This window comes from Amycolatopsis sp. NPDC059021 (genome assembly GCF_042739895.1).
Lineage (GTDB): Bacteria > Actinomycetota > Actinomycetes > Mycobacteriales > Pseudonocardiaceae > Amycolatopsis.
Window position 1 is genome coordinate 36215 of the sequence record NZ_JBHYIQ010000032.1, and the last position, 20737, is coordinate 56951.

Annotated in this window: 17 protein-coding genes and 2 pseudogenes; 3 read left to right on the top strand and 16 right to left on the bottom strand. The window is 67.1% G+C overall.

Annotation, left to right across the window (positions count from 1 at the left end; all coding sequences use genetic code 11):
* Nucleotides 1-389: 389 nt before the first annotated feature.
* From ACFWX1_RS20265 to ACFWX1_RS20285, 5 genes are all read right to left on the bottom strand, one after another.
* On the bottom strand, nt 390-1223 hold the full coding sequence (locus ACFWX1_RS20265) for an MHYT domain-containing protein (protein WP_378389423.1): 834 nt from the start codon (nt 1221-1223) through the stop codon (nt 390-392).
* Between the two features lie 55 nt (nt 1224-1278).
* Nucleotides 1279-1668 carry a DUF742 domain-containing protein gene (locus tag ACFWX1_RS20270; RefSeq protein ID WP_378389425.1) on the bottom strand — a complete coding sequence of 130 codons (390 nt, stop codon included), beginning with the start codon at nt 1666-1668 and terminating at the stop codon, nt 1279-1281.
* A complete protein-coding gene (locus tag ACFWX1_RS20275; RefSeq protein ID WP_378389427.1) occupies nt 1665-2093 on the bottom strand; it encodes a roadblock/LC7 domain-containing protein in 429 nt (142 codons plus the stop codon). Before ACFWX1_RS20275 ends, ACFWX1_RS20270 begins: the two co-directional genes overlap by 4 nt.
* A 65-nt stretch (nt 2094-2158) precedes the next feature.
* Nucleotides 2159-4519: a HAMP domain-containing protein gene (locus ACFWX1_RS20280; RefSeq protein ID WP_378389429.1), complete on the bottom strand. Its 2361-nt coding sequence runs from the start codon at nt 4517-4519 to the stop codon at nt 2159-2161.
* Nucleotides 4520-5292: 773 nt separating this feature from the next.
* Nucleotides 5293-6138: a hypothetical protein gene (locus ACFWX1_RS20285; RefSeq protein ID WP_378389431.1), complete on the bottom strand. Its 846-nt coding sequence runs from the start codon at nt 6136-6138 to the stop codon at nt 5293-5295.
* A 313-nt stretch (nt 6139-6451) separates the two neighbouring features.
* Between ACFWX1_RS20285 and ACFWX1_RS20290 the strand changes: the two are divergent.
* Nucleotides 6452-6631: pseudogene (locus ACFWX1_RS20290) on the top strand (PHP domain-containing protein); the annotation flags it as partial.
* An 864-nt stretch (nt 6632-7495) separates the two neighbouring features.
* On the opposite strand, the gene ACFWX1_RS20295 reads toward ACFWX1_RS20290, so the two are convergent.
* From ACFWX1_RS20295 to ACFWX1_RS20320, 6 genes are all read right to left on the bottom strand, one after another.
* A complete protein-coding gene (locus ACFWX1_RS20295; protein WP_378389433.1) occupies nt 7496-8047 on the bottom strand; it encodes a WD40 repeat domain-containing protein in 552 nt (183 codons plus the stop codon).
* Nucleotides 8048-8468: 421 nt separating this feature from the next.
* Complete coding sequence (locus tag ACFWX1_RS20300; protein WP_378389435.1) at nt 8469-8777, bottom strand: hypothetical protein; 309 nt, start codon at nt 8775-8777, stop codon at nt 8469-8471.
* Between the two features lie 74 nt (nt 8778-8851).
* On the bottom strand, nt 8852-9262 hold the full coding sequence (locus ACFWX1_RS20305; RefSeq protein WP_378389437.1) for a hypothetical protein: 411 nt from the start codon (nt 9260-9262) through the stop codon (nt 8852-8854).
* Nucleotides 9259-11370 (bottom strand): integrase, encoded by a 2112-nt coding sequence (locus tag ACFWX1_RS20310; protein WP_378389438.1) that lies wholly within the window; start codon nt 11368-11370, stop codon nt 9259-9261. The genes ACFWX1_RS20305 and ACFWX1_RS20310 overlap by 4 nt, the downstream gene beginning before the upstream one ends.
* Complete coding sequence (locus tag ACFWX1_RS20315; RefSeq protein WP_378389440.1) at nt 11367-13118, bottom strand: hypothetical protein; 1752 nt, start codon at nt 13116-13118, stop codon at nt 11367-11369. The genes ACFWX1_RS20310 and ACFWX1_RS20315 overlap by 4 nt, the downstream gene beginning before the upstream one ends.
* Nucleotides 13115-14680 (bottom strand): site-specific integrase, encoded by a 1566-nt coding sequence (locus tag ACFWX1_RS20320; protein ID WP_378389442.1) that lies wholly within the window; start codon nt 14678-14680, stop codon nt 13115-13117. Before ACFWX1_RS20320 ends, ACFWX1_RS20315 begins: the two co-directional genes overlap by 4 nt.
* A gap of 59 nt (nt 14681-14739) precedes the next feature.
* On the opposite strand from ACFWX1_RS20320, the pseudogene ACFWX1_RS20325 reads away from it, so the two are divergent.
* A pseudogene (locus ACFWX1_RS20325) lies at nt 14740-14985 on the top strand (OB-fold nucleic acid binding domain-containing protein); the annotation flags it as partial.
* Nucleotides 14972-15643: a hypothetical protein gene (locus ACFWX1_RS20330; protein ID WP_378389444.1), complete on the top strand. Its 672-nt coding sequence runs from the start codon at nt 14972-14974 to the stop codon at nt 15641-15643. The pseudogene ACFWX1_RS20325 and the gene ACFWX1_RS20330, both read left to right, overlap by 14 nt.
* Nucleotides 15644-15766: 123 nt before the next feature.
* Here the strand turns inward: ACFWX1_RS20330 and ACFWX1_RS20335 are convergent, their stop codons facing one another.
* The 5 genes from ACFWX1_RS20335 to ACFWX1_RS20355 all read right to left on the bottom strand — a co-directional run bounded on the left by ACFWX1_RS20335 (nt 15767) and on the right by ACFWX1_RS20355 (nt 20697).
* Complete coding sequence (locus ACFWX1_RS20335; RefSeq protein ID WP_378389446.1) at nt 15767-17182, bottom strand: hypothetical protein; 1416 nt, start codon at nt 17180-17182, stop codon at nt 15767-15769.
* A gap of 277 nt (nt 17183-17459) precedes the next feature.
* Nucleotides 17460-18440 carry an NYN domain-containing protein gene (locus ACFWX1_RS20340; protein WP_378389448.1) on the bottom strand — a complete coding sequence of 327 codons (981 nt, stop codon included), beginning with the start codon at nt 18438-18440 and terminating at the stop codon, nt 17460-17462.
* Between the two features lie 340 nt (nt 18441-18780).
* Entirely contained in the window at nt 18781-19230 is a 450-nt protein-coding gene (locus ACFWX1_RS20345) for an NUDIX domain-containing protein (protein ID WP_378389450.1), read from the bottom strand.
* A gap of 361 nt (nt 19231-19591) precedes the next feature.
* Nucleotides 19592-20275: a DUF3558 domain-containing protein gene (locus ACFWX1_RS20350; protein ID WP_378389451.1), complete on the bottom strand. Its 684-nt coding sequence runs from the start codon at nt 20273-20275 to the stop codon at nt 19592-19594.
* Nucleotides 20272-20697, bottom strand: a complete 426-nt coding sequence (locus tag ACFWX1_RS20355) for a hypothetical protein (RefSeq protein WP_378389453.1) — start codon at nt 20695-20697, stop codon at nt 20272-20274. The genes ACFWX1_RS20350 and ACFWX1_RS20355 overlap by 4 nt, the downstream gene beginning before the upstream one ends.
* Nucleotides 20698-20737: the final 40 nt, after the last annotated feature.

A 20737-nucleotide genomic window follows, 5' to 3' on the forward strand; every position in this document is an offset into this window, starting at 1 on the left:
GGGGGCGGCTGCAACCGTCGAGCATCGCCCCTCCGATCATGGCCATCACGATCTGTGTCACGTGTCGCCGACGCATCTTGGCCACTTCCCATCTTGTCCGGGCGCTCGCAGGGTAAAATCCGCGGTGAGCACGACCCGTGTTGACCAGGACTGTCGTTGGCGCGCCGGGTAACTCACCTCCGCGCCCTGCCGGTCCCTTGACAAAGAGCTGTCTCATTCCCTTCCACGAGGTCAGTCCACAAAGTCCGGCGGCCATACGGCAATACTCGGGACGGACCTTCTCGGGCGGCCTCAGATTTCCTCCTTGGCGCGCCTACTTCTGTACACGAACCAGTCTCGCTTGCGGTTCATCGTGGGTCCTCATCTGCCCGTGTCACCGCGGCGATTTCCTACCCCAGTGGCGACGTTGCGTCCGCATTGACCGAGGGCCCGTATTCCCGGGCGAACGGGTCCGATCGGCGAATCTCATCGCGAGGCTCGGTACTCGCACCGACGGACGTTCCCGCCACCAGTACGGCGCAGATCGGTACGGCCAGGGCGAACCCGGCCAGGACGAACACGGGAAACAGGAACGAGAAGACTTCGACACCGGGAGGGTAGGGGGCTGACGCGGCGAGGTGCACTCGCACCGCTGCCATGCCGGTGTAGTGCATTCCGGTAACCGCAATCGCCATGACCAGACCGGCCAACAGTCGGTGGATGATCAGGTCAAGCTTTGCCGTGAACCACAACGCGACAGCCGCCGACAGTACCGCGATGATGACCGACACTGCTACCAGAGTCGGCTCGTAATCGATGGTTCCCTGGACGTGGACTGCCCACATACCGGTGTAATGCATGATGTTGACCGCGAGGCCAGTGACTATGCCCGCGATCAACAGCCGCCACCACGCGAAGTTTCCTCGCGTGCCGAGCACCGCCAGTCCGACGAACACAGCGATCACAGCGAGAATCGCTGACAGACCAGTGCGAGAAATGTCGTAACGCACCGGCATGCCGGGCGTCGCGAAGCCGAGCATCGCGATGAAGTGCATGAGCCAGATGCCCACCCCGCCGATGGACAACGCCGCCATGCCGAGCCACAGCAGGCACCTTCGCGCTGTGCCCGCACGGCGGGCCTGGACGGTGCACGCCAAACCTACGGTGCAACCCACCGCTGAGGTTATGTAGGCAAGGGCCAGCAGCCATTCACCCATCGCGAAGTGTTCCATTCGATGATCCATGTCGTTCCTCGCTCGCGTTGTGGACTTCGGGGACGTGTGCTGGGCGTGCACGTGGTCAGAGCCTGTGCAAACCGTCGAGGACTCTTTCCAGTAGACCGATTCGGGCACCTGGGGCGGTGTCTTCGGTGAGGGTGTCGAAGACGTGCACCAGCCCCGCACTGAGCAGATCGCTGACCAGTACTTTGGCCACGCCGATCGGTACCGACAGCAGAGCCGAGATCTCGGCCATGGACTGAGGGCGCTGACACAGTCTGGCTACGACCGATCGTGGATCGGCGCTGTTGTAGGGCACGGCGCTGCCGGCGCTGGTGGTCCGGACGAGCGCCTCCACGGCCAGATTGGCTGTGGGACGGGTGCGGCCTTCGGTCCATGCGTAGGGCCGCGCCAATGATGGGATGGCGATGGTCGTGTTGTGTTCGACATTGGAGTCACCGACATCGTTCACAGCCCGGCCTCGGGTGCTGTGTCTCGGCGAACCGGTGTGTCGACCATCTTCCCGACTCGATCCACCAGCAGGGTCATCTCATAGCCGACCAGGCCGATGTCACAGGCCGCGTTGGCGAGTACGGCAAGGTTGGAGCCGTCGCCCACGCTCATCAGAAGCAGATATCCCTGTTCCAGTTCGATGACCGACTGCACCGTCCGCCCGGCGGCGAACAGGGCAGCCATACCGGTAGCGAGGCTTGCCAGGCCAGAGGCGATGGCCGACAGTTGATCCGCTCGATCGCGAGGCAGCTGGCTGTCGGCCGCGACGAGGAGTCCGTCCGCGGACACCAGCGCCGCATGGGTCACGCCCGCGACCTCCTCGGTGAACGTCGACACCAGCCAGTCCAGCGACGGCTTCGGCGATACCGGTTGATCGGTTTCCATGTCCCCTCCTGGACGAGTGCGTGCGAAGCGATGCACCTGCCGGCTCCTGCAACGCGGGACCGTCGTCACGTCCTCGGCCCCGAACCGCTATCCGAAGGCGACTCAGCAGTACGGCGCCTCGCCGCCCATAGTCCCTGGCTATGGCGGGCCAGGCCGCTCCGGATCACTGCGGGATCGCGGAAGCCGGCGGTCGACCGCGCCGTGGTGGGCGGCGCGGCGGCTCCGGGCGCGAGGTGCGCGCCTGGCTTGCGTATCGGCAAGCCAGCCTCGGTGCTCGGGGTGTTCGTCGATGGTGGGAACACCTTCCCTGTAGCCCGCCGAGTCGCGTCTGCCGGCACCGTCCGGTTCTGGAGGTGCGCCGGCTGCTCATGATCGGCTCGCTCCGTGTCCTCCGTCCCGTGCGCCGCGTCCTTCTCGACGAGCCATCCAGACAGAAGCTGATCGAAGATCGGCGTCTTGGCCGGTAGGTCAGCACCCGGACCCGGCCGGACCGATGGGGTTTCCTGGGCATCCGGATCGTTACGCGGCCAGGTCATCTCGATATCGTTTCCGGCCACGGGCCTCGGGATGCCATCAAGATCGGGCTGGGCTGGCGCCCCCGCCGCGGGGGCCGTGGATTGCGGGGGAAGCCCTCCGACGACAACGATTTCCGAGGGGATATGGACACTGGCGGTGATGCCAGTGGCTGTGGGCTGGTCCCAGTTCTGGCGCAGCCGGACCGTGACACCCAATGGCCTTGCCAGCCGTCCGACCACGAAAAGTCCCATTTGCCTCGTGGTCTCGGGGTCGGCATCAGTGACGGCCAATCGGGTGTTCGCCGCCACGACGTCTTCCGTCGCCATTCCCAGCCCGTTGTCGACGACTTCAATCAGCAGACCACCATCGGCCGCGCGCTCTGAGGTGAGCAGGACCTTGTTCTCGGGTGCGGAGAACCGGGTCGCATTCTCGACCAACTCGGCGAGGATGTGCACCACGTCGGCGGCGGCCGCGGCGCGCACCGCCCCACTGGGGGCATGACCGAACACAATCCGTTGATAGTCCTTCACCGCGGAAGCTGCCGCGCGCATCAGCCCGGCGGTGCTCAGCGGCGTTCTGTCGTGGCGAACCGGCTTGCCCCTAGCGAGAATCTGGAGGTTCTCGCCGTTGCGCCGCAACCGCGTCGCGATGTGGTCGACGTGGAACAACAGCTCCAGCCGACGCGGATCCTGTTCGTCCGCCTCCAGCGCCTCGATCACCGACAGTTGCTTATCCACAAGGGACTGACTGCGCCGGGACAGCGCCATGAACATATCGCTGACATGCCTTCGCAATTCCGCCTGCTGCCCGGCAAGCCGCACGGCCTGCCTCTGCATCGCCTCGAAGGCTCGCGCCAACTGACCGACCTCGTCCCTGGACCGAACCGGTACCGGCTCGACGGACCGCCAGTCCACGTCCTCCCCCGAACGCATCCGTTCGACGGTGTCCGGCAGCCGATGATGGGCTACCGCCAGCGCGGCGGCGTGCAACCGCTTGATCGGCCGTACCAGAGACCGCGCCATATACAGGGCAAAAGCGAGAGCACCGAGCAGCGCGCCGAGCACCATCGCGGCATCCCGGAGCGCGTCCGAGCGGGTCTGATTCGTCAGGTCCGCGAGGCGCGCCGACAGCGAGCCCAGGTCACCTCCGACGATCTCCCCGAGCGCGTTCAGCTCGGTCCTGATTGGCCCGATCATGCTTGCCAGGTCTATCGCCTCACCACTGAGCACTCTCTCCAGTGCTGTTCGCCGGTCCGCGGCCGCCGATGCGACCTCAGAAATCTGGGGGGCCAGGTTGGCCGGCAGAGTGCGCACAACCTCGTCGCTGGTCGCCGCCACACTCGCCGCCACTTGACTAACGGCGGCGATCAGCGTGACCTTGGCGGGAGTCGCCTGCGTGGCGGCACGGAGCAGAGCCTGTTGGCGCGCCAGGTCACACCGCAGCTTGAGCAGGTTCGCGGCGGCATTGGCGTAAGCATCAAGGCCACTATCACCGGCAGCACTGACCGTTCCAGGCAAAACGCCGCTCAGCAAGGAAACAATGCCGTAATAACGCGAGGTCTCGAGCACCACGTCCCTGCCACGCGCCTGGACACTCCGAAGCGCGCCAAGCTGACCAAGTGCGTCGTGGACGTCCTGGTCTGCACGCGCGCTGGTTCGCGCGACGCCTACCCGCGCGGCGACCACCGCCGCCTGCGCGTCGACCTGGGCGGGCACACTTCTGCTGTTCGGGCTGCTTCCCGGTACGGCGGTCTCCTCACCGACAAGCCTCGCCAAGTCGGCCACATCCTGCAGCACGGGCAGCTGGTCGCGCATCGCGCTGAGCTTGTCAGCCTGCGCCAACTCGGCCTGCACTCGAGCCCCGGCCAAACTGAGCGCGACGGCCGCCGGCAGCAGGAGCACGACCGACATCCTCGTCCACAGATTCCACCCGGCGGGACGCCAACGCGCAGTGGTGCGGGGGAGAGCATCTGTGCCGCAGCCTTCCATAGGTAACCAAACTCGTTTCCTGCCGTGCCGGAACCCGCAGACGAGCGGATACGCGACGATGTGGAGTTAAGAGTCCTGGGAGGAGCGCAAGTGCGGCCAACCGAGCTCATCTATCCAGCTCACCACTCTTCGCGAGCCTCAGCGACTCCGCTCTGGCCCACTTGCGGTCCGCCTGGTTCACCGTCTGGCGTACCCACGCCGTCCTCGCCATAATCTGGTCCGCGCCGCGGGTTGCGCTGCCAGCGTCTTCCGCGCCACGGTCCGCAGTGGTGCCCCTCCACCGCCACGTCATCCATATCGCCGCCCGTATCACCCGCTCCGGCCGAAAAGTCATCCTCCACCCTTCCCATTCACTGATCCCGAAACGACAGCCACACCGCACTGTTCATCGCCACCCGGGAACCCGAACAGCCTGCTCCCGCGTCCGCATCTGCTCCACAGTGGACACGCACGGTGAGACGCCGGCAACCCCGCACGCCCGCCAGGCAAACAAGATCAACAATCACGCCAAGATCACAAACGTCCCTCGCTGGATCCAGGTTGACGCACCGAATACGTGAAGATGTCGAGTCGTATTCACCTGCAAATTTGGGCAGTTTGTTCACGATACGTACGCGCGCAGATAGGTTGCCCCGCTTGTACCGGTCATTCCGTGGCAAGCGGTCACTCCACGAACGATATGACCACATGGACCTTTAGTGTTTATGGCTGTGAACACGCGTATCGGATCGCTGGACGTCCCGATGCTGCTGCCCGGTGGAGGGGAACCGATCTCCTTCATCTGTGCCTGGCAGCGCCGACGTGGAGGCTACGGCCGGTGCAGCCCGGATTGCATGGACGAGCGGCTGCGGAAGCCAGTGACGGCGCGATCGTCCGAAGATCAACGGGTTGTCTAGGGACTTGTCAATGGTCTGGCCTGGGCCGAAGCAACGACCAGCTCGAGACTGGCCGATGGTGGGCCCGGAGCGGCGAACAGAAGGTCCAGCGGCTCGTGTGGAAGTCTCGCGCGGACGCTGAGCGCGAATCAGGACCGCGGTCGAGACGGAGCCGTCGCGATGATCTTGCCCACGATGGCAACCCGGACGACGGCCCCGTGACCCCGCTGCTCGTGGCGTTCGTGCTCGCAGGGCCCGCCCGACGTGCACGAGCGCCCTCGGGGAGCCGGGCCGCACGACCGCCAGTGCGCCCACGCCGTCGCAGTCGACGAACTCCCGGCCGGGATCGGCCACGATCGCCCCGGCGGTGGCCAGCCCGTTGAGCGCACCGTGCCGGGCGCCGATCGCGGCCCCGGCGCTGGCACAGACGTGCATCTTGTGCGCCGTGGCCGGGTCGGCGCCCTTGCCATCCAGAAGCGCGATCGCGACGGTGCCCCCGGTCGCGTAGTACTCCACCGCCACCTGGTCGCAGTTGACCGCTTGGTCACCTGGGTGAGTGGCGGTGGCCACCCGCAGGTCCAGGACCTCGGTGGAGCCGGCGGTCTGCAGCCGCCACTGGTCGCAGGTGATCGTCGCTGCGCTGATAGTGCTGGTCATGATGGTCACGTCGGTGTCCCTTCCTAGGTTGTGGCTGTGCCGCCGGCGTGGACGCCCGTTGTTGGACCGATGTTGGACGAACGTGGGGTTCCGGCACTGCTCCACCATCAGGCACCAGCGTTGCGGAAACCGTGGTGACCGTGGGGCGAGCGCGGCATGAACCCGCCGCGGCGGGCGTGAGAGCAGGAACGATGGCAACGGGGAACGGCCGGCCGGGTCGCGAGCGCGGGGAAGTGTCGGTGCCCGGACGTAGAGTCGGGCCGTGAACCAGGCGCCAACCGACCGGTCAGCCTCGGCCGGTGCACCACAGCCGCACTCGGCGGTGCGCTCCGCCTCGCCTGCCGGGTCGTCAGGCGAGCGAAGTTTCGTGCATCTGCATGTCCACACCGAATACTCGATGCTCGACGGTGCGGCGAAGATCGCCCCGCTGTTCGCCGAGGCTGCCCGGCACGGGATGCCCGCGGTGGCGATGACCGACCACGGTCACCTCTACAGCGCGAATCCGTAACGCTGAACCTGTTGTCCGCCCTTACTAAAAGCGCTTTCCTGGCTGTGGCTGCGGGATCGGGTCCTGCGGCGGCGGTCGAAAACAGCGCCAGAGAACGCGATGAGCTCGAAGTCGGATCGCGCCCGCTTCGGACTGGCCCGCCCAAGGGAGGTATGGTCCACGCGGCGGGCCACCTTGCTCCAGGTCTGACCATCAGGGCGAACTCGTGCGAATTCTGCCCTCGCTGCCACCGTCTGAAAACGGGGCCGTGATGTGGGAGGACATGACCGCCGGACGTGGAGACAGGGACATACCCCAGCGCCGGTACCACTACCCACGCACCGCAGATAATACTTTGACCTGCGGTAACCTGCGAACTTGGTCCACTCGGGTTACGGTGACCGGACTGTCGCAATCGGAGTAATTCAATAGTTAGCCTGGCCGGGAGCACGGGAGGCGGCTATCGTACGTACGGCTACACCTTACGACTCCCGGGTTCCAGTGTGGGTGGAGCCGACGCTCGCCAAACCCGACGGCGGCCGATCGCTAATCGATCCACAGTGGATATAAGAATTCACGCTCGACTTGCGTGCACGGTTTGACCTGTTGGTCTCTAGATGCGATTTCACATTGTCCACAGGGTGTGTGGCACGTGAGGTTGGTAGCGGCGGTTTCTCGGAATACCGCTTCATCACGCTGATGAGCAGGACTGCGCACCTGTACCCCGTTGATGGCGTGGAGAGAATTCGCCGTCTTCGGTTGCGATGAGTGACGGGCCGAGTGCGGTGTCGGTGGCTGATCCGGTCGCCTTGCCCGGATTCGTGATCTTCGGTGATACCGAGCTGATCATGTTGTCGTTGGTGGATTGCAGCGCGCCGTCTATGGGAGGCATGGCGGGTGGTAGGTGAGGTTCGGGAAGTGCTGGTTCCATTCGGCGGGGGTGATCGTGGGGGTGGCTGCGGTGCAGATGCGGGTGGCGACGCGTTCGGCGTCGGTGTCCCACAGGCGGATGCTGTGGTCGAGGCTGGCGGTGGCCAGTGTTTGTCCGTCGGGGCTGAACGCGGCTGAGGTGAGGCTGTCGCCGTGGCCGGTGAGGGTGGCCAGGACGGCCGGGGCGTGCTGATCTGTGATGTCCCACAGGCGCGCGGTGTAGTCGTCGTCTGCGGTGGCCAGCGTGCGCCCGTCGGGGGTGAACGCGACCGATCCGACATGGTCCATGTGGTCGGTGAGGGTGGCCAGTGGGCTGGGGTGGTGGGGGTCGGTGGTGTCCCCGAGGCGTGCGGTGTGGTCGTCGCTGCTGGTCGCGACGGTGTGGCCGTCGGGGCTGAAGGCCACCGCCCGGACGGGCTCGGTGAGTAGCGGCGCGAATGTGACGCGACAGACGTACCGTAGCCCAGCGCCGTCGTGGAGTGTGGGAATCTGGACCGGCACGCTTTACAGACCGACCCCAACTACCAAGACGACGCAAGCGGTGAGGTCTTCATCGGAGGGGGGACCGTCAATGAGGAAGGCAAGGCCGACATCCTCGTGAGTCTGCCGGAGAGCGCGGCGAGCTTGCCGGCCTCCACGACAACCCTGATCAATACGCCGAACTGCAGTAACGGGCTGCCATGTCCACTGTGGATGAATTGCTGGCCCGGAATGGTATGATTTACGCTGAGGAAGTTGGGCGCCAGGCTTACCCATTCCTCCCCACGCTGAGGTGGATGAACCCGGCGGGTGAGACTAGTGCCCGCGCGGCGATCCGGGGCGAGTTCGCGGCCAGGGCTGCCGCGGCGCCCAGCGAATTGCCCACCAGCACAACCCTGTCGGCGTCCATCGCCGCCAGAATCTTGTTCAGCGCCCGACCGTATCAGGCCAGCCGGGTATAGGCGAGTCGACGCGGGTCACTGAGTCCGGGCTGTCCCGGCAGGTCCACCACCGTGGTGGCCCAGCGGCCCGACAGCGCCCGCAGCCACGGCAGAGCGACCGCAGCGTTGAAGCTGGTCCCCGGCGCCATGACGACTTGTGTCCGCCCTGTTCCGGCGAAGGTGAGTTCCACTCGGCCGACGGTGGCGTCCAAGGTCGTGCTGGTGAGTGGGAAGCCCGCGCTCGCCAAGGCTTCCGAACACCATTGCCGCATCGCGTGTTGACCTCGCGGGTTCCTGTATACGGTCGGCATGGCGCCAGTGTGTCCGGCGGCTCGTGGCTCGTCCAGCTTGATCAACCGGAGGTCGGGCATGCGACCTCCCCCGGTCAGGGAGACCGGTGCTGAGGGAACGGGAGAACAGTGCCGCCCGGGTCGGCGAGCGCTGTGCGAAGCTGCTGGTTTTCCAGGGTGAGCTGGTTGACAACCCGGACGAGCGCGGGGACGTCGGCGCGCAGTTGGGCAAGTTCGGTGTTTTTGTTGGTGATGGTGCTTTTGAGATTGGCGATGGTGGCGCGCAGTTGGGTTTCGGTCTCGTTGACCCCGCCGCGTTCGTGGATGCGTTGGTAGAACTCGTTTTTCAGGTCGGTGTGGCGCTGAGTGAGAGCGTTCCGCGGGACGTCGGCCTCGATCGCGAGCGCGACCACGGTCAGCGCCCCGTTGCAACGTTCAGGGGTTCCGTTGAGGATGCGGTCCATCGCAGCCAGGATGCGGTCACGTTCGTCGAAAGCGGGGCTCATGCGTCGTCTTTCGTGATGCGGGTGTGGTCGTGGGTGTCCGCGTGGGATCGGAGTTTGCCCGCGTTGGCGCGTAGCCGGTCACCGAGTGGTCCGGGAACGTGGGTGGCGCGTGTGTCGAGGACGTTGGCGCGTTCGCGGAGCAGTTCGGCGTGGCGGTCGGTGCGGACGATGTTGCCGCAGCCCGGGACACAGTGATCCAGGCTCGGGGTGTCGCGGACGCCGTCGCGGTGGCAGAGTGCCCGGTCGCGTTTGTAGTGGCAGAGCAGTAAGGCGTGCGGGTTGTCGTAGAGCATGGCGTCCTCGTTGGTCAGCAACCTGCGGGCGGTGGTCGCGGTGATGAGGGTGCCCGCGAAGCTCGGCGCGGTCACCGCGGCCTTGATCGCACGACGAGCAGCCGGACCCGAGACCCCGCCGCCGGCTTCAAGGTCGTCATTCAGGTCAGCGACGGTGTCGGCGACCGCGCGGGCGGTCTCGACGTTGATGAGTTCGTGAATGCCGCCCCGACCGCGGGAAGCGTAGTTGCCTGATACGGCCGTGCGCAGGTGTCCATATTGGATAGCCAGTGCGACCAGCCCGCCGGGCCGGCGGGCGATATGCCAGGCCAGGCTGCGGCGGAACCGGGCGGTGCCGATCCTGCCGTAGGGATCGGCAAGGATGATCTCTCTGTTCAGGCCATGGGCGGTGGCTTCGGTGTTGGCCCAGGTGACGAAGTCGTCGATGCGGCTGCGCAGTGAATGCAGTCCGAGGGAACCGGTGCCGGGGCGGGTGCGCACATCGTGCACGTTGTGGTCGAACAGCAGAGCGTCGGCCGGGACCATGCGCTCCAGGACACGGATAGCAGTGACGACCGGGGCGATCGCCACCCAGGGAACTTCGCGTTCGACGCCTGCGGACAGGTGGTTGCCGTGCTCGTCGGTGGCGGTCTTGTATTCGTTGCCGTGGATCAGGTGCCGACCTGGTGTGCCGGTAGCGTCGGGTTCGGGGTCTGGGCAGCACCCGGCCCGCAACCCGAGAACCTCTCCGGGCCGCATGCCGGTCAGATAGGCACAGACGATGAACGCGGCCGTGCCCAGGTGCCGCATCAGCGTAGGGATCTCGGTGAAGTCGAGGACGCCACGCCATGGCCGTCCCGCGATCTGGCCGGTCACGGGCACATCCAGCGGGCATGATCTGGAGCACGTTCGTACCAGGGATGAGAGGTTGGTGTGGCGGGCGAAGTGGTTGATCTGCCGGGCACTGGCGCCGGTGAGCCCGCTGATGTAGGAGCGCGCGAGCAGGGCTCGGCCCCGGTGGACGGTCGAGGGGATCGGCGCGCCGGTCGCGATGAGCGGGTCGAGATAGGCGTGCAGCGCCGCGCGCGTGGCCGCGGTGCCGACCGTGGTGTTCGCGGTGTCGATCAGATGCTGGCGCCGGGCCCAGGCTGCCAGGATGTCCGCGGCCAGGTCTTCGACCATCCTCCTCGCCCAGACCAGCAAGGGGCCTACCGTCTGCTCACTGAGGGGCTCGGTCGTGTTTTCACCGCTCGGTGAACCGGTCACGGGCAGGTAGTCGTCGAGGCCGGTGTCTTCCCACGGTGGTCGTCCGATCCCGAGCGGGTAGGCGCTGAGCTGGTCGAACGCCCACAGTCGGGTGAGGGCGACCAGAACCTTCAGCACGCTGTCGCGGCGGCTGTGGGTGGCCAACAGGTGCTGACCATAGTGGTGCAGGAGACCGGTACTGCAGCGGGAGAGGCTGTGCACGTCACGGGCCTGTAACCAGGTCACCATGCGCGTCCACGCGGTGACGGTGTGGCGGAGTTCGTAGGCTCCGAGACGGGACCGCATGTGGCTGCCTCGCCGACTGAGGAACGTGGGCCGCAGTTCCCCGTTGATCAGGTTCCAGGCAAGCAGCCGGACCTCATCGCGGAAGCCAGGTAGGCAGTGCTTCCAGCGGATGGTGTGTTTGCTGGTGCTGGGGTTCGCGATCAGCGGTGCCAAGGACCAGACGGGGGCGTCGTAGCGGGAGTTCAGGTGCGCGTGCTCGGGGACTACCCGGTGCGGTTGCACCACGAGGCTGGCCGGGGTGGGCATGGGCAGCAGGTAGGGGTCGTGGTCGAGGGCAGTGCTCATGTGTCGATGGCTCCGGACAGCAGGTGGTCGATGAGGTCGCGGTCGGTGGCGGTGACCCGGGATAATGCCTGGGCCCAGAGCCCGTCGCCGAGTGTCCGGCGCAGCTCGTCCAGCCGTGCGTGGGCGTCGGCCCAGTCGGTGTGCCAGCGGGGCGTCGGCAGGACCGAGCGGAGATTACTCAGTGCCCGGTGCAGGTGGGCCAGGCGCGGGTGATGGCCGGGATGAACGTGCGCGTTGGTGCAGGCCAGACACAACAGGAATGAGGCGCCGCACCCGCTATCGGCGGCGGCGAATGGGCTGTGGTCGAAGTCGCCGCAGTCGGCGGTGGCGGTCTCGGTGTCTCCCGGGGTGGGCTGGTCGCGCAGTTCGGCGACAAGTACCGCGCTGCGTGCACGGTTATTCGCGTCCTGGGCTCCGGCGGCGATGATCTCGACTGCTTCCTCTTGGACATGCTTGTCCGTCACGGCGTAGTGCCGGTCGTGGGTGTCCTGGGAATGTTGAGTGGGCTCTCGCCGATCCAATGCGATCACGGTTCGTCGCCCGCGCCGAAACGGGGCTTCCCCGAATCCGTGGGTCCGGGCCCACTCCAGCGCGGCGTTGTCGGGGATGCCGAAACGGAAGGGACCCACCGGTGGGTGATGGTCGGAGTGGGCGTCAGGGCGTGTCGGGTGGTGACAGCGCCACACGATCAGCCGGTCGGTGCCAGGGGTGAGGTCTTCGACAATGGCGCGAGCGAATCGCGTGGCCCGCAGCGCCTCGGTTATCAAGCGCCCGCGCGAAGCGGCCCCATCATCAGTGACGTTGCGGGTTTCGTACGCGCCGACGGGACCGCGTCGCGGTTTCTCCAGCGGGATCCGGTAGGTTGGGTTCCCGTCCTCGCCGGGGTCCGGGAGTGCCCGGGGCACGGCGGCCCCGGCGATCACTGACAGGTTCCAGCCGTACTGAGCCAGCAGCAACACGCCCAACGCCACCGCTTCCAACCGGGACAGGAACAGTCGCTGCCAGGTGAAGGCCGCGCTGTTACCGCCCAGTGCCGTGCGATATCGGGCCAGCACCCGCCTGCTGCGCTTCTCCTGGCCGGCATGGCGCGGCACATCCCCAGTACGGGCCAAGACATTCAGTGCCTCGCCGATCACCCAGTCCCGACCGCGCTCAGAAAACTCGCCGGCACGCCAGCGATCCAGATGCCGGGCGTTGTCCTCGATCCGCAGCAACGCGGACCGGAAGGTGCGGCGGGCCGCAGTCTGGATCCGGTCGAACTCGGCCTCGCTGTAGGACAGGACCGTGCTTTTCGGCGTCTTCACTCGCCGCGCCAGCTCATCGGCCACCCGGCCGGTTTGCAACCGCGCATCGTCGCGCAACAGGCGCGTGACCCGCTGCATTGTTTGCAGGCTGATGCCCGTGCTGCTGCAATGCGCACGCCAGGCCACCACCACGTCGACGGTGACCTCGTCCAGGTCGTGGGGAGGATGCTGCAGATGGGACAAGAACTGCGCGAACGGTGCTACCGCGAACCAGGCTCGTTGCGAGGATTCGTGGGTGGTCCACCGATGCGGGACGCACCCGGCTGCGAACAACGCGGCCAGCGATCGTTGCATCGGCTCGGCGACAGGCAGGACGGTGAAGTCGTAGTGCTTGACCCGCCCGGCCCGGTTGTAGTGGTGCACGACCAGGCCGTCGTTGGACAGATACTCCGGGCGAGCGTGATCGACCGGCGGCAGTGAGGCCCGGCGTCCGCGCGCGCTCACCCGGCACCGCCCGAACCGTGCTGCATCCGGTCATCGAGATCCTGAATACCGACCGATTCCCGCGCGACACGCGCGAAGACGGCGTCCAGCTCCGGCATCGGCGCTGCGGTGGGCTCCGCCGCACCCGCCAGCATCGAGCGCAACTGCAGATCGGCCACCGGGGTCAGGTACCGCTCGACCGTGGTCTCCCGTGAGGCATGGCCCAGCAGTTGCTGCACCAGGAACCACGGATCACCGTAGAGCTGCCGGAAGTCACGCCGTTCCTCGGCGCTCAGCCCGAGCTTCTGATCCATCAGGGTGTTGAGCACCACCAACATGTAGAGGGCGAAACTGTGCCGGGCAGAATGCGGTGTCGCATACGGAGCGAACACCTGATGCGGATCCACGCCCATCCTGGTCGGCGGAATCAGCACTCGCGCACACCGCTGGTTGGCCGCCGCGAACACGCCCTCCCACGAATGCGGCCGCAACGGAAGTCCCTGCTCGTTGAGCCACAACCACAACGGCTCCAGCCCACGCGCCCCCTCGGCGAACAGCAGCATCCGGTCAGCCACCGTCAGCCTGTCAAGTTCCCGTTCACCCACGGCGCCGTTGCGGTCGCGCCAGCGCACCACGGGTTTGAGCCCGCAGGTGACATGTTCAACCACGCGGATCTCGGGCAGCTTCTCGTAGCGGCCTCTCTTCTGCGCGGCCCGCACCGCCAACGCCCGGGAGGACTCCACATACGCCTCGATCTGCCCGACGGCCTCGGCCGCCACATAGAAGGTCCGCGACCGCTTCGACCGGGTCACCATCGCCGCGACCTTGCCGCGGCAGTAGCGGCTCCCGTCAATCTGCCGGGTCGGCACCTCGAACGTCAGCAACGATCCCCCTTCCGCCCGACGCAGGCCCGAACTGGTCAGCAGCCGCACGAACGCGACGTTACGGTCTTCCAATCGCCCCACCCAGCCCGGTTCCGGCACACCGTCGCGGGTGTGACCACACAACCCGATCTCGATCCACCGCCGCCACGTCCGCGGAGTCAGCCAGTGCACATTGCTCCGCCGAGCGTCTTTCGCCCTACCGACCGGCACCGTGAATACCTCACCGTCCCGGCCCACCACCTGCTTCATCGCCACCGGGCTGCACGTAATGAGCTGGTTTGCCGCCGCCCAGCGGTACAAGCTCGTGAACGCGGCAAGTTCCCGATCCCACTTCACGCCCCCGACCCGTCCCGGGTTCGTATCGGCAAACCGGCGCCAATGCTCGTAATCCTCCAGATCACGCGGTGTCGCGTCCGTCCACACGCGACCACGGTTCCCCAGGAACGTCAGCAACAAGGCAATGTCTGTCGCGTAGTTACGCCGTGTCTCAGCGGTGTACCTGCGGAACCTGCCGGACTGTCCGTACAAACTCAACAATATATCCACCCGGTACTCCGGCGACAGGAAAATCGGATCTCCCGCCCGAACCCCAACCTCAGCCTCGCAAGCCGGCAAGTCTTCCCACCCCACCAGCACCTGGCGCCGAACCCCGACACGTACCGCATCACGCGGCACCCAGAACACCCGCCAACCCGCCACCCGGCACCTCCTCCCGACGTGCGACAACACGCACATCTAATAGGGAAGGCGCGGTCACCCACCGGCAACGGCCCGCGACCGCGGGCGGGATCACCTTCCTCAACCTCGAAGACGAAACCGGGATGGCCAACATCGTCTGCAGCATCGGTGTGTGGAACCGCTTCCGCGCCGTCCTGGCGAACCACAACGCCCTCGTCATCCGCGGCATCGCCCAAGCAGGACAGGGCTCAGTGTCCATTGTGGCCGACCACATCACCCCGCTCGACCTGAAGACCCTGGCGGCCGACTCCCGTGACTTCCGCTGAACCGCCCACCCACCACCCCGGCGACGACACCACCGCACCTGCGGCCGGGGCGCTTGGCCCCGGCCGCGAACTCACCGTGCCCGTCCGACCCGGCACCGGCACCCCGTCCCGCTGCCCGTGGGGATGCCGGCTCGACGTCGGCGGCGTCCGGTGTGGCTGGTCGCAGGACTACGGCACCCCTGAATACCTCTGCGAAGCCTGCCACGCCCTGCCCGAGCACCGCGGCCGCTGGGCACAGTTCGACACGACCGTCACCAACCAGGTCACCGACGCCCGCGCCGACCCAGCCAAGCTGCAAATCGTCGTCACCCCGCCCGCCGCGCTCGCGGGGCCCGGAACTATCGAACTGCGGTGGGGTACAACGATTTTCGGGCATATCACCGTGGCGCTGTGCCCGATCGACCGCTGCGCGATCTTTCTCGACCTGCTCACCGAAACCCGGCACCGACGACGCGGCGTCGGCCGCGTACTAGTTGCTGCCGCCCGCGCCCGGGGAAGCGGCTACCGGTGGACGTCGCTACCCCGCCTCACCGACGCGGTCGCCACTGCGTTCTGGGCGCGCGTCGGCCCGCTCGGACCGACACCCGCGCACGCCTGCGGTCACCACGTCGCCGCCGGAACCGTGTCCGAGCGCTACCGCTGGACACGGTGGTGGTAGCGGTCGTCGTCCGTCCTGTTTCGCAAGGGGACCCCGGCGCTCCGAGGGGGAGGTGGGCGCCGGGGTCGACGTCCAGAGTAGCCGCGCGACCGGTGTGCCGCCGTTCCCGACCGAGCTGCCCGGTCATGATGTCGTCGCGTGCGCGTCGAGGGCGGTGATCCAGGTGCGGGCGTCGTCGGCGTGGTTGCGCAGGATCCACCACATCCGGGGGACGAGGTGGGTGGGGACGGCGACGTCGTTCGCGCGGAGGGTGGTTACGAAAGCGCGCTGGGTGTAGTGCTCGACCGGTGTGCCGAGTGCGTCCAGGGTGGCCAGCGACTGGGCGAGGAAGGTGACGAACTTTCGGAGCAGGTCGAGTTTGACGTTGAAAGCCGGTGCCTGCCCGGCACGCAGATAGGCGGAGTTGACCGCGGCCCACAGCTCGATCGTCGGATAGCTCCAGCCCGTCCGGGTTTTCTGCTGCTGCGGTGCGTGTTCGCCGAGATGTTCGGTGATGGCACGGCTGACGGCGTCGCGGGTCGGGTAGCGGGCCCCGCGTGTGCTCGCGGTGTCCCGGATCAGGGTCCAGGGCACCGTATCGCTGTGCCAGCGGACGTTCAGGACGTGAACCAGGACGTCCAGGAATGGTTCTGGCGCACCATCGTCGGGGCGGTCCTTTGTGGACACCGGTGGAGTGTCGCTGTGCCGCTTCGTGGTGTCGTCGGGGTGGCTGACGTGAGCGCGGGGTACCGCGTTGTCGAGCATGGGTGTGGCGGCGGGTGTCGCGGGCACGGGCTCGCACAACGGCAGCTGCGTGATGCCCAGGCGGGTGAGCACCGGATGCTCTGCGGGCAGTGCCCGGGTGAGGAGCGCGGGCAGGCCGGTGGTGGCCGCGAGGGCCAGGGTGTGCGTTTCGCCGACGCTGAGCTGCAGTCCCGCGGTCAGCGCGGTGATCGAGGTCTGCACGGCCGCCTGGGCCAGGTCGGGCAGGACCCGCTCGACACCGATCGCCGCGAGCTCGCCGAAGGCCCCGTCGGCCATGGCCGCGAGCTCGGGGTCCTCGAGCGCATCGACCGGGTCGCGGATGCCGCGGTGCAGGTCGAGCAGGGCAGTGCGCAGCTCGAGGAGCGACCATTCGGCGATCCGGGCGCCGTGAGTGGCGATGGCCGCCGTGATCAGCTCCGCGACCTCCTCGCCCAGTGCGGTGTGGTCGAGGAGCAGGGCGAGCACGCCCGCGTCGACGACGACGGGCTGCTCCAGCTGTTCGGACAGCGAGAGCACGTTGGGCACGTCCGGCACCGCCCCGCGGTAAAAGGCCGCGGCGACGCCGGCGTGCTGGCCGCGCAGCCGCCCCACGGCCCGGCGCGGGTGTTCCAGCACGACCGTGCCGGGGCTGGCCGGGTCGATGCGGACCACCAGGCGAGTGGCCCGGCTTTCGATCCCGAGGGCCCGGCGCGCGGTCAGGGGCAACTGGCCCTTGCCCCGGACATCGACGCGCGCGGACGCCAGGCGCTCCGAGCCGGGCAGACGAGGCTGGGGGACAGGAGAGGAGTGGGCCACGGCGCCATCGTGCCCCACCACCCCCTCCGCGGGCGGTCCCGCAGCGCGGGGTTCACCTTATCGTAGGGGCTTCATAGTGTAGTCAAGAGGATGCATATGGTTATTCTCGTGTGTAGCGCTAGTCACCGCGTCGACGGCGCCGATCCACTGTGTACGGGAGCAAGCTCGACACACCAGGGCAGCACTGGCTGCGCAGGCCCGGAGTCGTCAGGCATGGAACCTGCTGCTGTCTACTGTGGACCCCCGTTGGCGTCGGACCCGATTGACGACATCGGCGTCAGGCGCGTGCGCTCTCGTCGAGTTCGCGCCAGAATCGGGCACGCAGCTCGTGCCGGATAACGTCGTTCAGGTCGTAGACGCCCAGAACGTCGGACAGATCCTGCAGCAGGGCCCGGTCGATATCGCGCGGGATCGACGGGCGGTTGGCGATTAACTCTGCCTGCTCGTGGGGTGTGGCACTACCGAGCCACGTCTTCAGGACACGACTGACGACCTCGTCGATGGGCTCGGCGACGTCCTCCACCGTCCTGAATCCTGGTGCGAGCGCAGTGCCCGAACTGGTGCTGCTCGAGCAGACGAGCGCCGCATGGGTGCGCGCCGGCGTGCCGGTGTCGAGAGCGGACGGCGTGGGTCGCCCAGGGGTGGCGGGGCGCGCGCGGTGGGCGAGTAGGGACGGAGACGGCACGTCTGACCGCGCGGATGTTGCGCTGGCCGATGCGGGAGTAGTAGACCCTCGCGGTGTGAGGGCCGCGTCGAGGTCGTCTGCGGCGAGCAGTTCGAGCCCGTCGGCCGCGCGCAGCAGATGCCGGCTGACACCGTGGGCAGCGCCCTCGCGGGTGGGGACGGCCAGAACCGACACCTGCGCGCCGTGTGCCTGTGCTTCCTCGACCGCCACGCTCAGGTCGTCGTCCCCGGACACGAGGAAGATCACCTCGACCGCGGCGTTGCGTGCGTGCGCGACCATGTCGAGCCCGATGCGCAGGTCCACGCCCTTCTGCTCGCCGTCGACGCCGATGCGTCCCAGCCGCACTTTGACCTTCGGGAGCAGGCCGATTTCTTCCTGCGTCCGGTTCGGCACGCCGTTGGCGGCGGCGTCGTACCAGTGGACACGCAACAGGGGCAGCCCGGAGCACTCCGTGGCGCGAGCTACGAGCGCCTTGATGAGCCGTTCGTGGTCGACCTCGATACCGCTGCGCAGCGAAGTCCCGGTGATCCTCGTCGCCGCGGCGGCCAGCAGATAGCCGGCGTCGACGTACAACGCACAGTGTGACCGCAAGGCAACCACCCTCCCCGCGCGGACAAGGCCTGTACCTTAACGCTCCACGCGCGTCGCAGGATTCACGTCCATGATGCAGCTCGGCGGCCAGCGACAGGCTGGTGGCAACGCCTCCGTTCGAGCCCGCGATCGATCAGTCCAATAGCGAGTCCGCCGAGCGGTTTCCGCAAAAGTCGTGTGCCGACACAACCACAGTCGCCTGTCGGTCCCAAAACGCAACACACTGCCGGCGTGGTGCCGGACGTCGCGCAGCGACGGCAAGCGGTCAGGCCGCGCGTACGGCGGAGAGCGAGGGGCGATGAGGGCAAGGTCGTCGTTCGCATCATGACCGCGTTGAGGGAGTCCAAGCGTGCCACGGTGTTGCGACGGACAGTTGCCCTCGGCGCCACAGCGTGCGGATGGCGAGTGGTTGCAGTGTGGTGAGGTCGTGGCCGGTGCTCCATCGGAATGGGGGCGGCCACATGTCGTAGTCGGTGTGCTGGTCGACGAGTGTGACGTCGAAGAGGAACGCGATTTCCGTTGCTGGCCCGTGCCCGTCGAGCGTGATGTCGTGTTCGACCACCGTGCAGAAGTCCGCGGCGCTCGGGGTGACGTTGAGCTGTTGGGCGATGGCTCGGCACAGGGCTGCTTCGATGTGGTCGCCGTCGCGGACCGCAGTACCAGGCAGCGAACAGCCAGCCTCGCCGTTGTCACGAATGAGCAATTGTTCATCGCGGCCGAGCAGAGCGTAGGCAGCGACCCTCGGACCGACCGAACGAACTCTCATCATCATGACCGGTACACCTCGACATTCTTTTGGTACAGGAAGAAAAAGGGAGGACTCAGCTCGTCCGGAGGCCTTTGAGAAACTCTCGTCGCGTTCGCGTCGGAACTACGTCTGCGCAGCGGCGTCGACCTCGGCGGCCGATGCGGTGCAGTCCGGCCCGAGTCCGTGCCGGGCTCGGCGACAGCAGCGATCGGGTGCTCGCTTGACCATATCGCCGGGGACAGTGCGTGATTTCGACCGATGTGGTGCATCCCAGCATGATTTGCATTGCCTGAGCCCTCCTTTGAGGACGGTTGCCACCTGGTACCGGGGCCTGCGGAGGCGGCCTTTGTCGGACGGTCAGCGCCGTCGAGTTCTGGGATGGTCCTCAGTGGCGTTCTCGGAGGGTGGCGAGTACGCCGGTGGCTTGGGTGATGCCGAGTTCGCATGGGTCGGCGTGGTGGGTGAGGGCGCGGTTGCCGAGGTTGATGGTGACTTCGATGGTGACGGTGTCGGTGATGCCGATCGCGACGGCGCACGCGTCTTTCGGGTCCGGGCCTTGGTGGGTGAGGTAGGCGACTGCTGGGTGCCCGTCGATCTCGGTCGGTTTCCAGACGGCGGATTGTGGTTTCGAGTTCTGGTAGAGGCCGCTGAGCCCGGCGTGGGGTTCGGTGACGTAGTAGATGGTGATTTTGGCGCCGCTTTCTTTCGCGTCCCAGACGCATTTTGGTCCGATCCCGTCGAGATGGCTGGGTTTGGCGGTGGTGGCGTCTTTGCCGAGTGCGGCGATGCGTTGCTGCTGGGTCAGTGCGGTGCACGGTCCTCCGTCGAGCACGGCGATCGGGAGTGGCTTCGGGACGGCGGGGGCGCCTGCGTAGGGAGGCGTGGGTGTTCGGGGCGATGTGGTCGGTGCCGGGCTGGGCTGGGGGCGGGGAGCGCAGCCGCTGACGAGCGCGGCGGCTACGACGAGGAACAGTACGGTTCGGTGGGCCGCCGCGATGTGACGTAGGGCGTGCATCGTGGTGTCCGGTGTGGACGGTGAGGTTGGGGGTTGGGTGTGCGGGCGGGTCATGACCAGCTCCTGTCTTCGGGGGTGATGAGGGTGCGTGTCGCGGTGCGCCAGTCGTCGGGGATGCGGCAGGCGGTCGTGGGGTAGGGATCGCGGTGCGGGGTCCGGTTGGGGCTGGGGAGTGTGAGTAGCGCGCCGATGGCCGTGGCCGGTGGTCCGCTGGTGTGCCAATAGGCGAGGTCGGTGGCGAACGGGTCGGCGAGATCGTCGTCGGCGGGCGCGCGGGAGGCGTGGACGAGGCCGTGGGGGTGGCTGATGGCGACGTCGAGGTGCTCGGGCCACCAGCGCAGGTAGACCACGCCCAGCACACTGAACTCGCGGAGGAAGTACCACTCCTCCCAGGGGTGGCGGCGGAGTTGGTGGAATACATGGCTTTCGTTGACGGAACCAGGATTCGTGGCCTGCTCGGCGAACGTTGTGATCATGGGGGATCCCCTGTGGTAGTCGGGTTGGATGGGAGCGCGG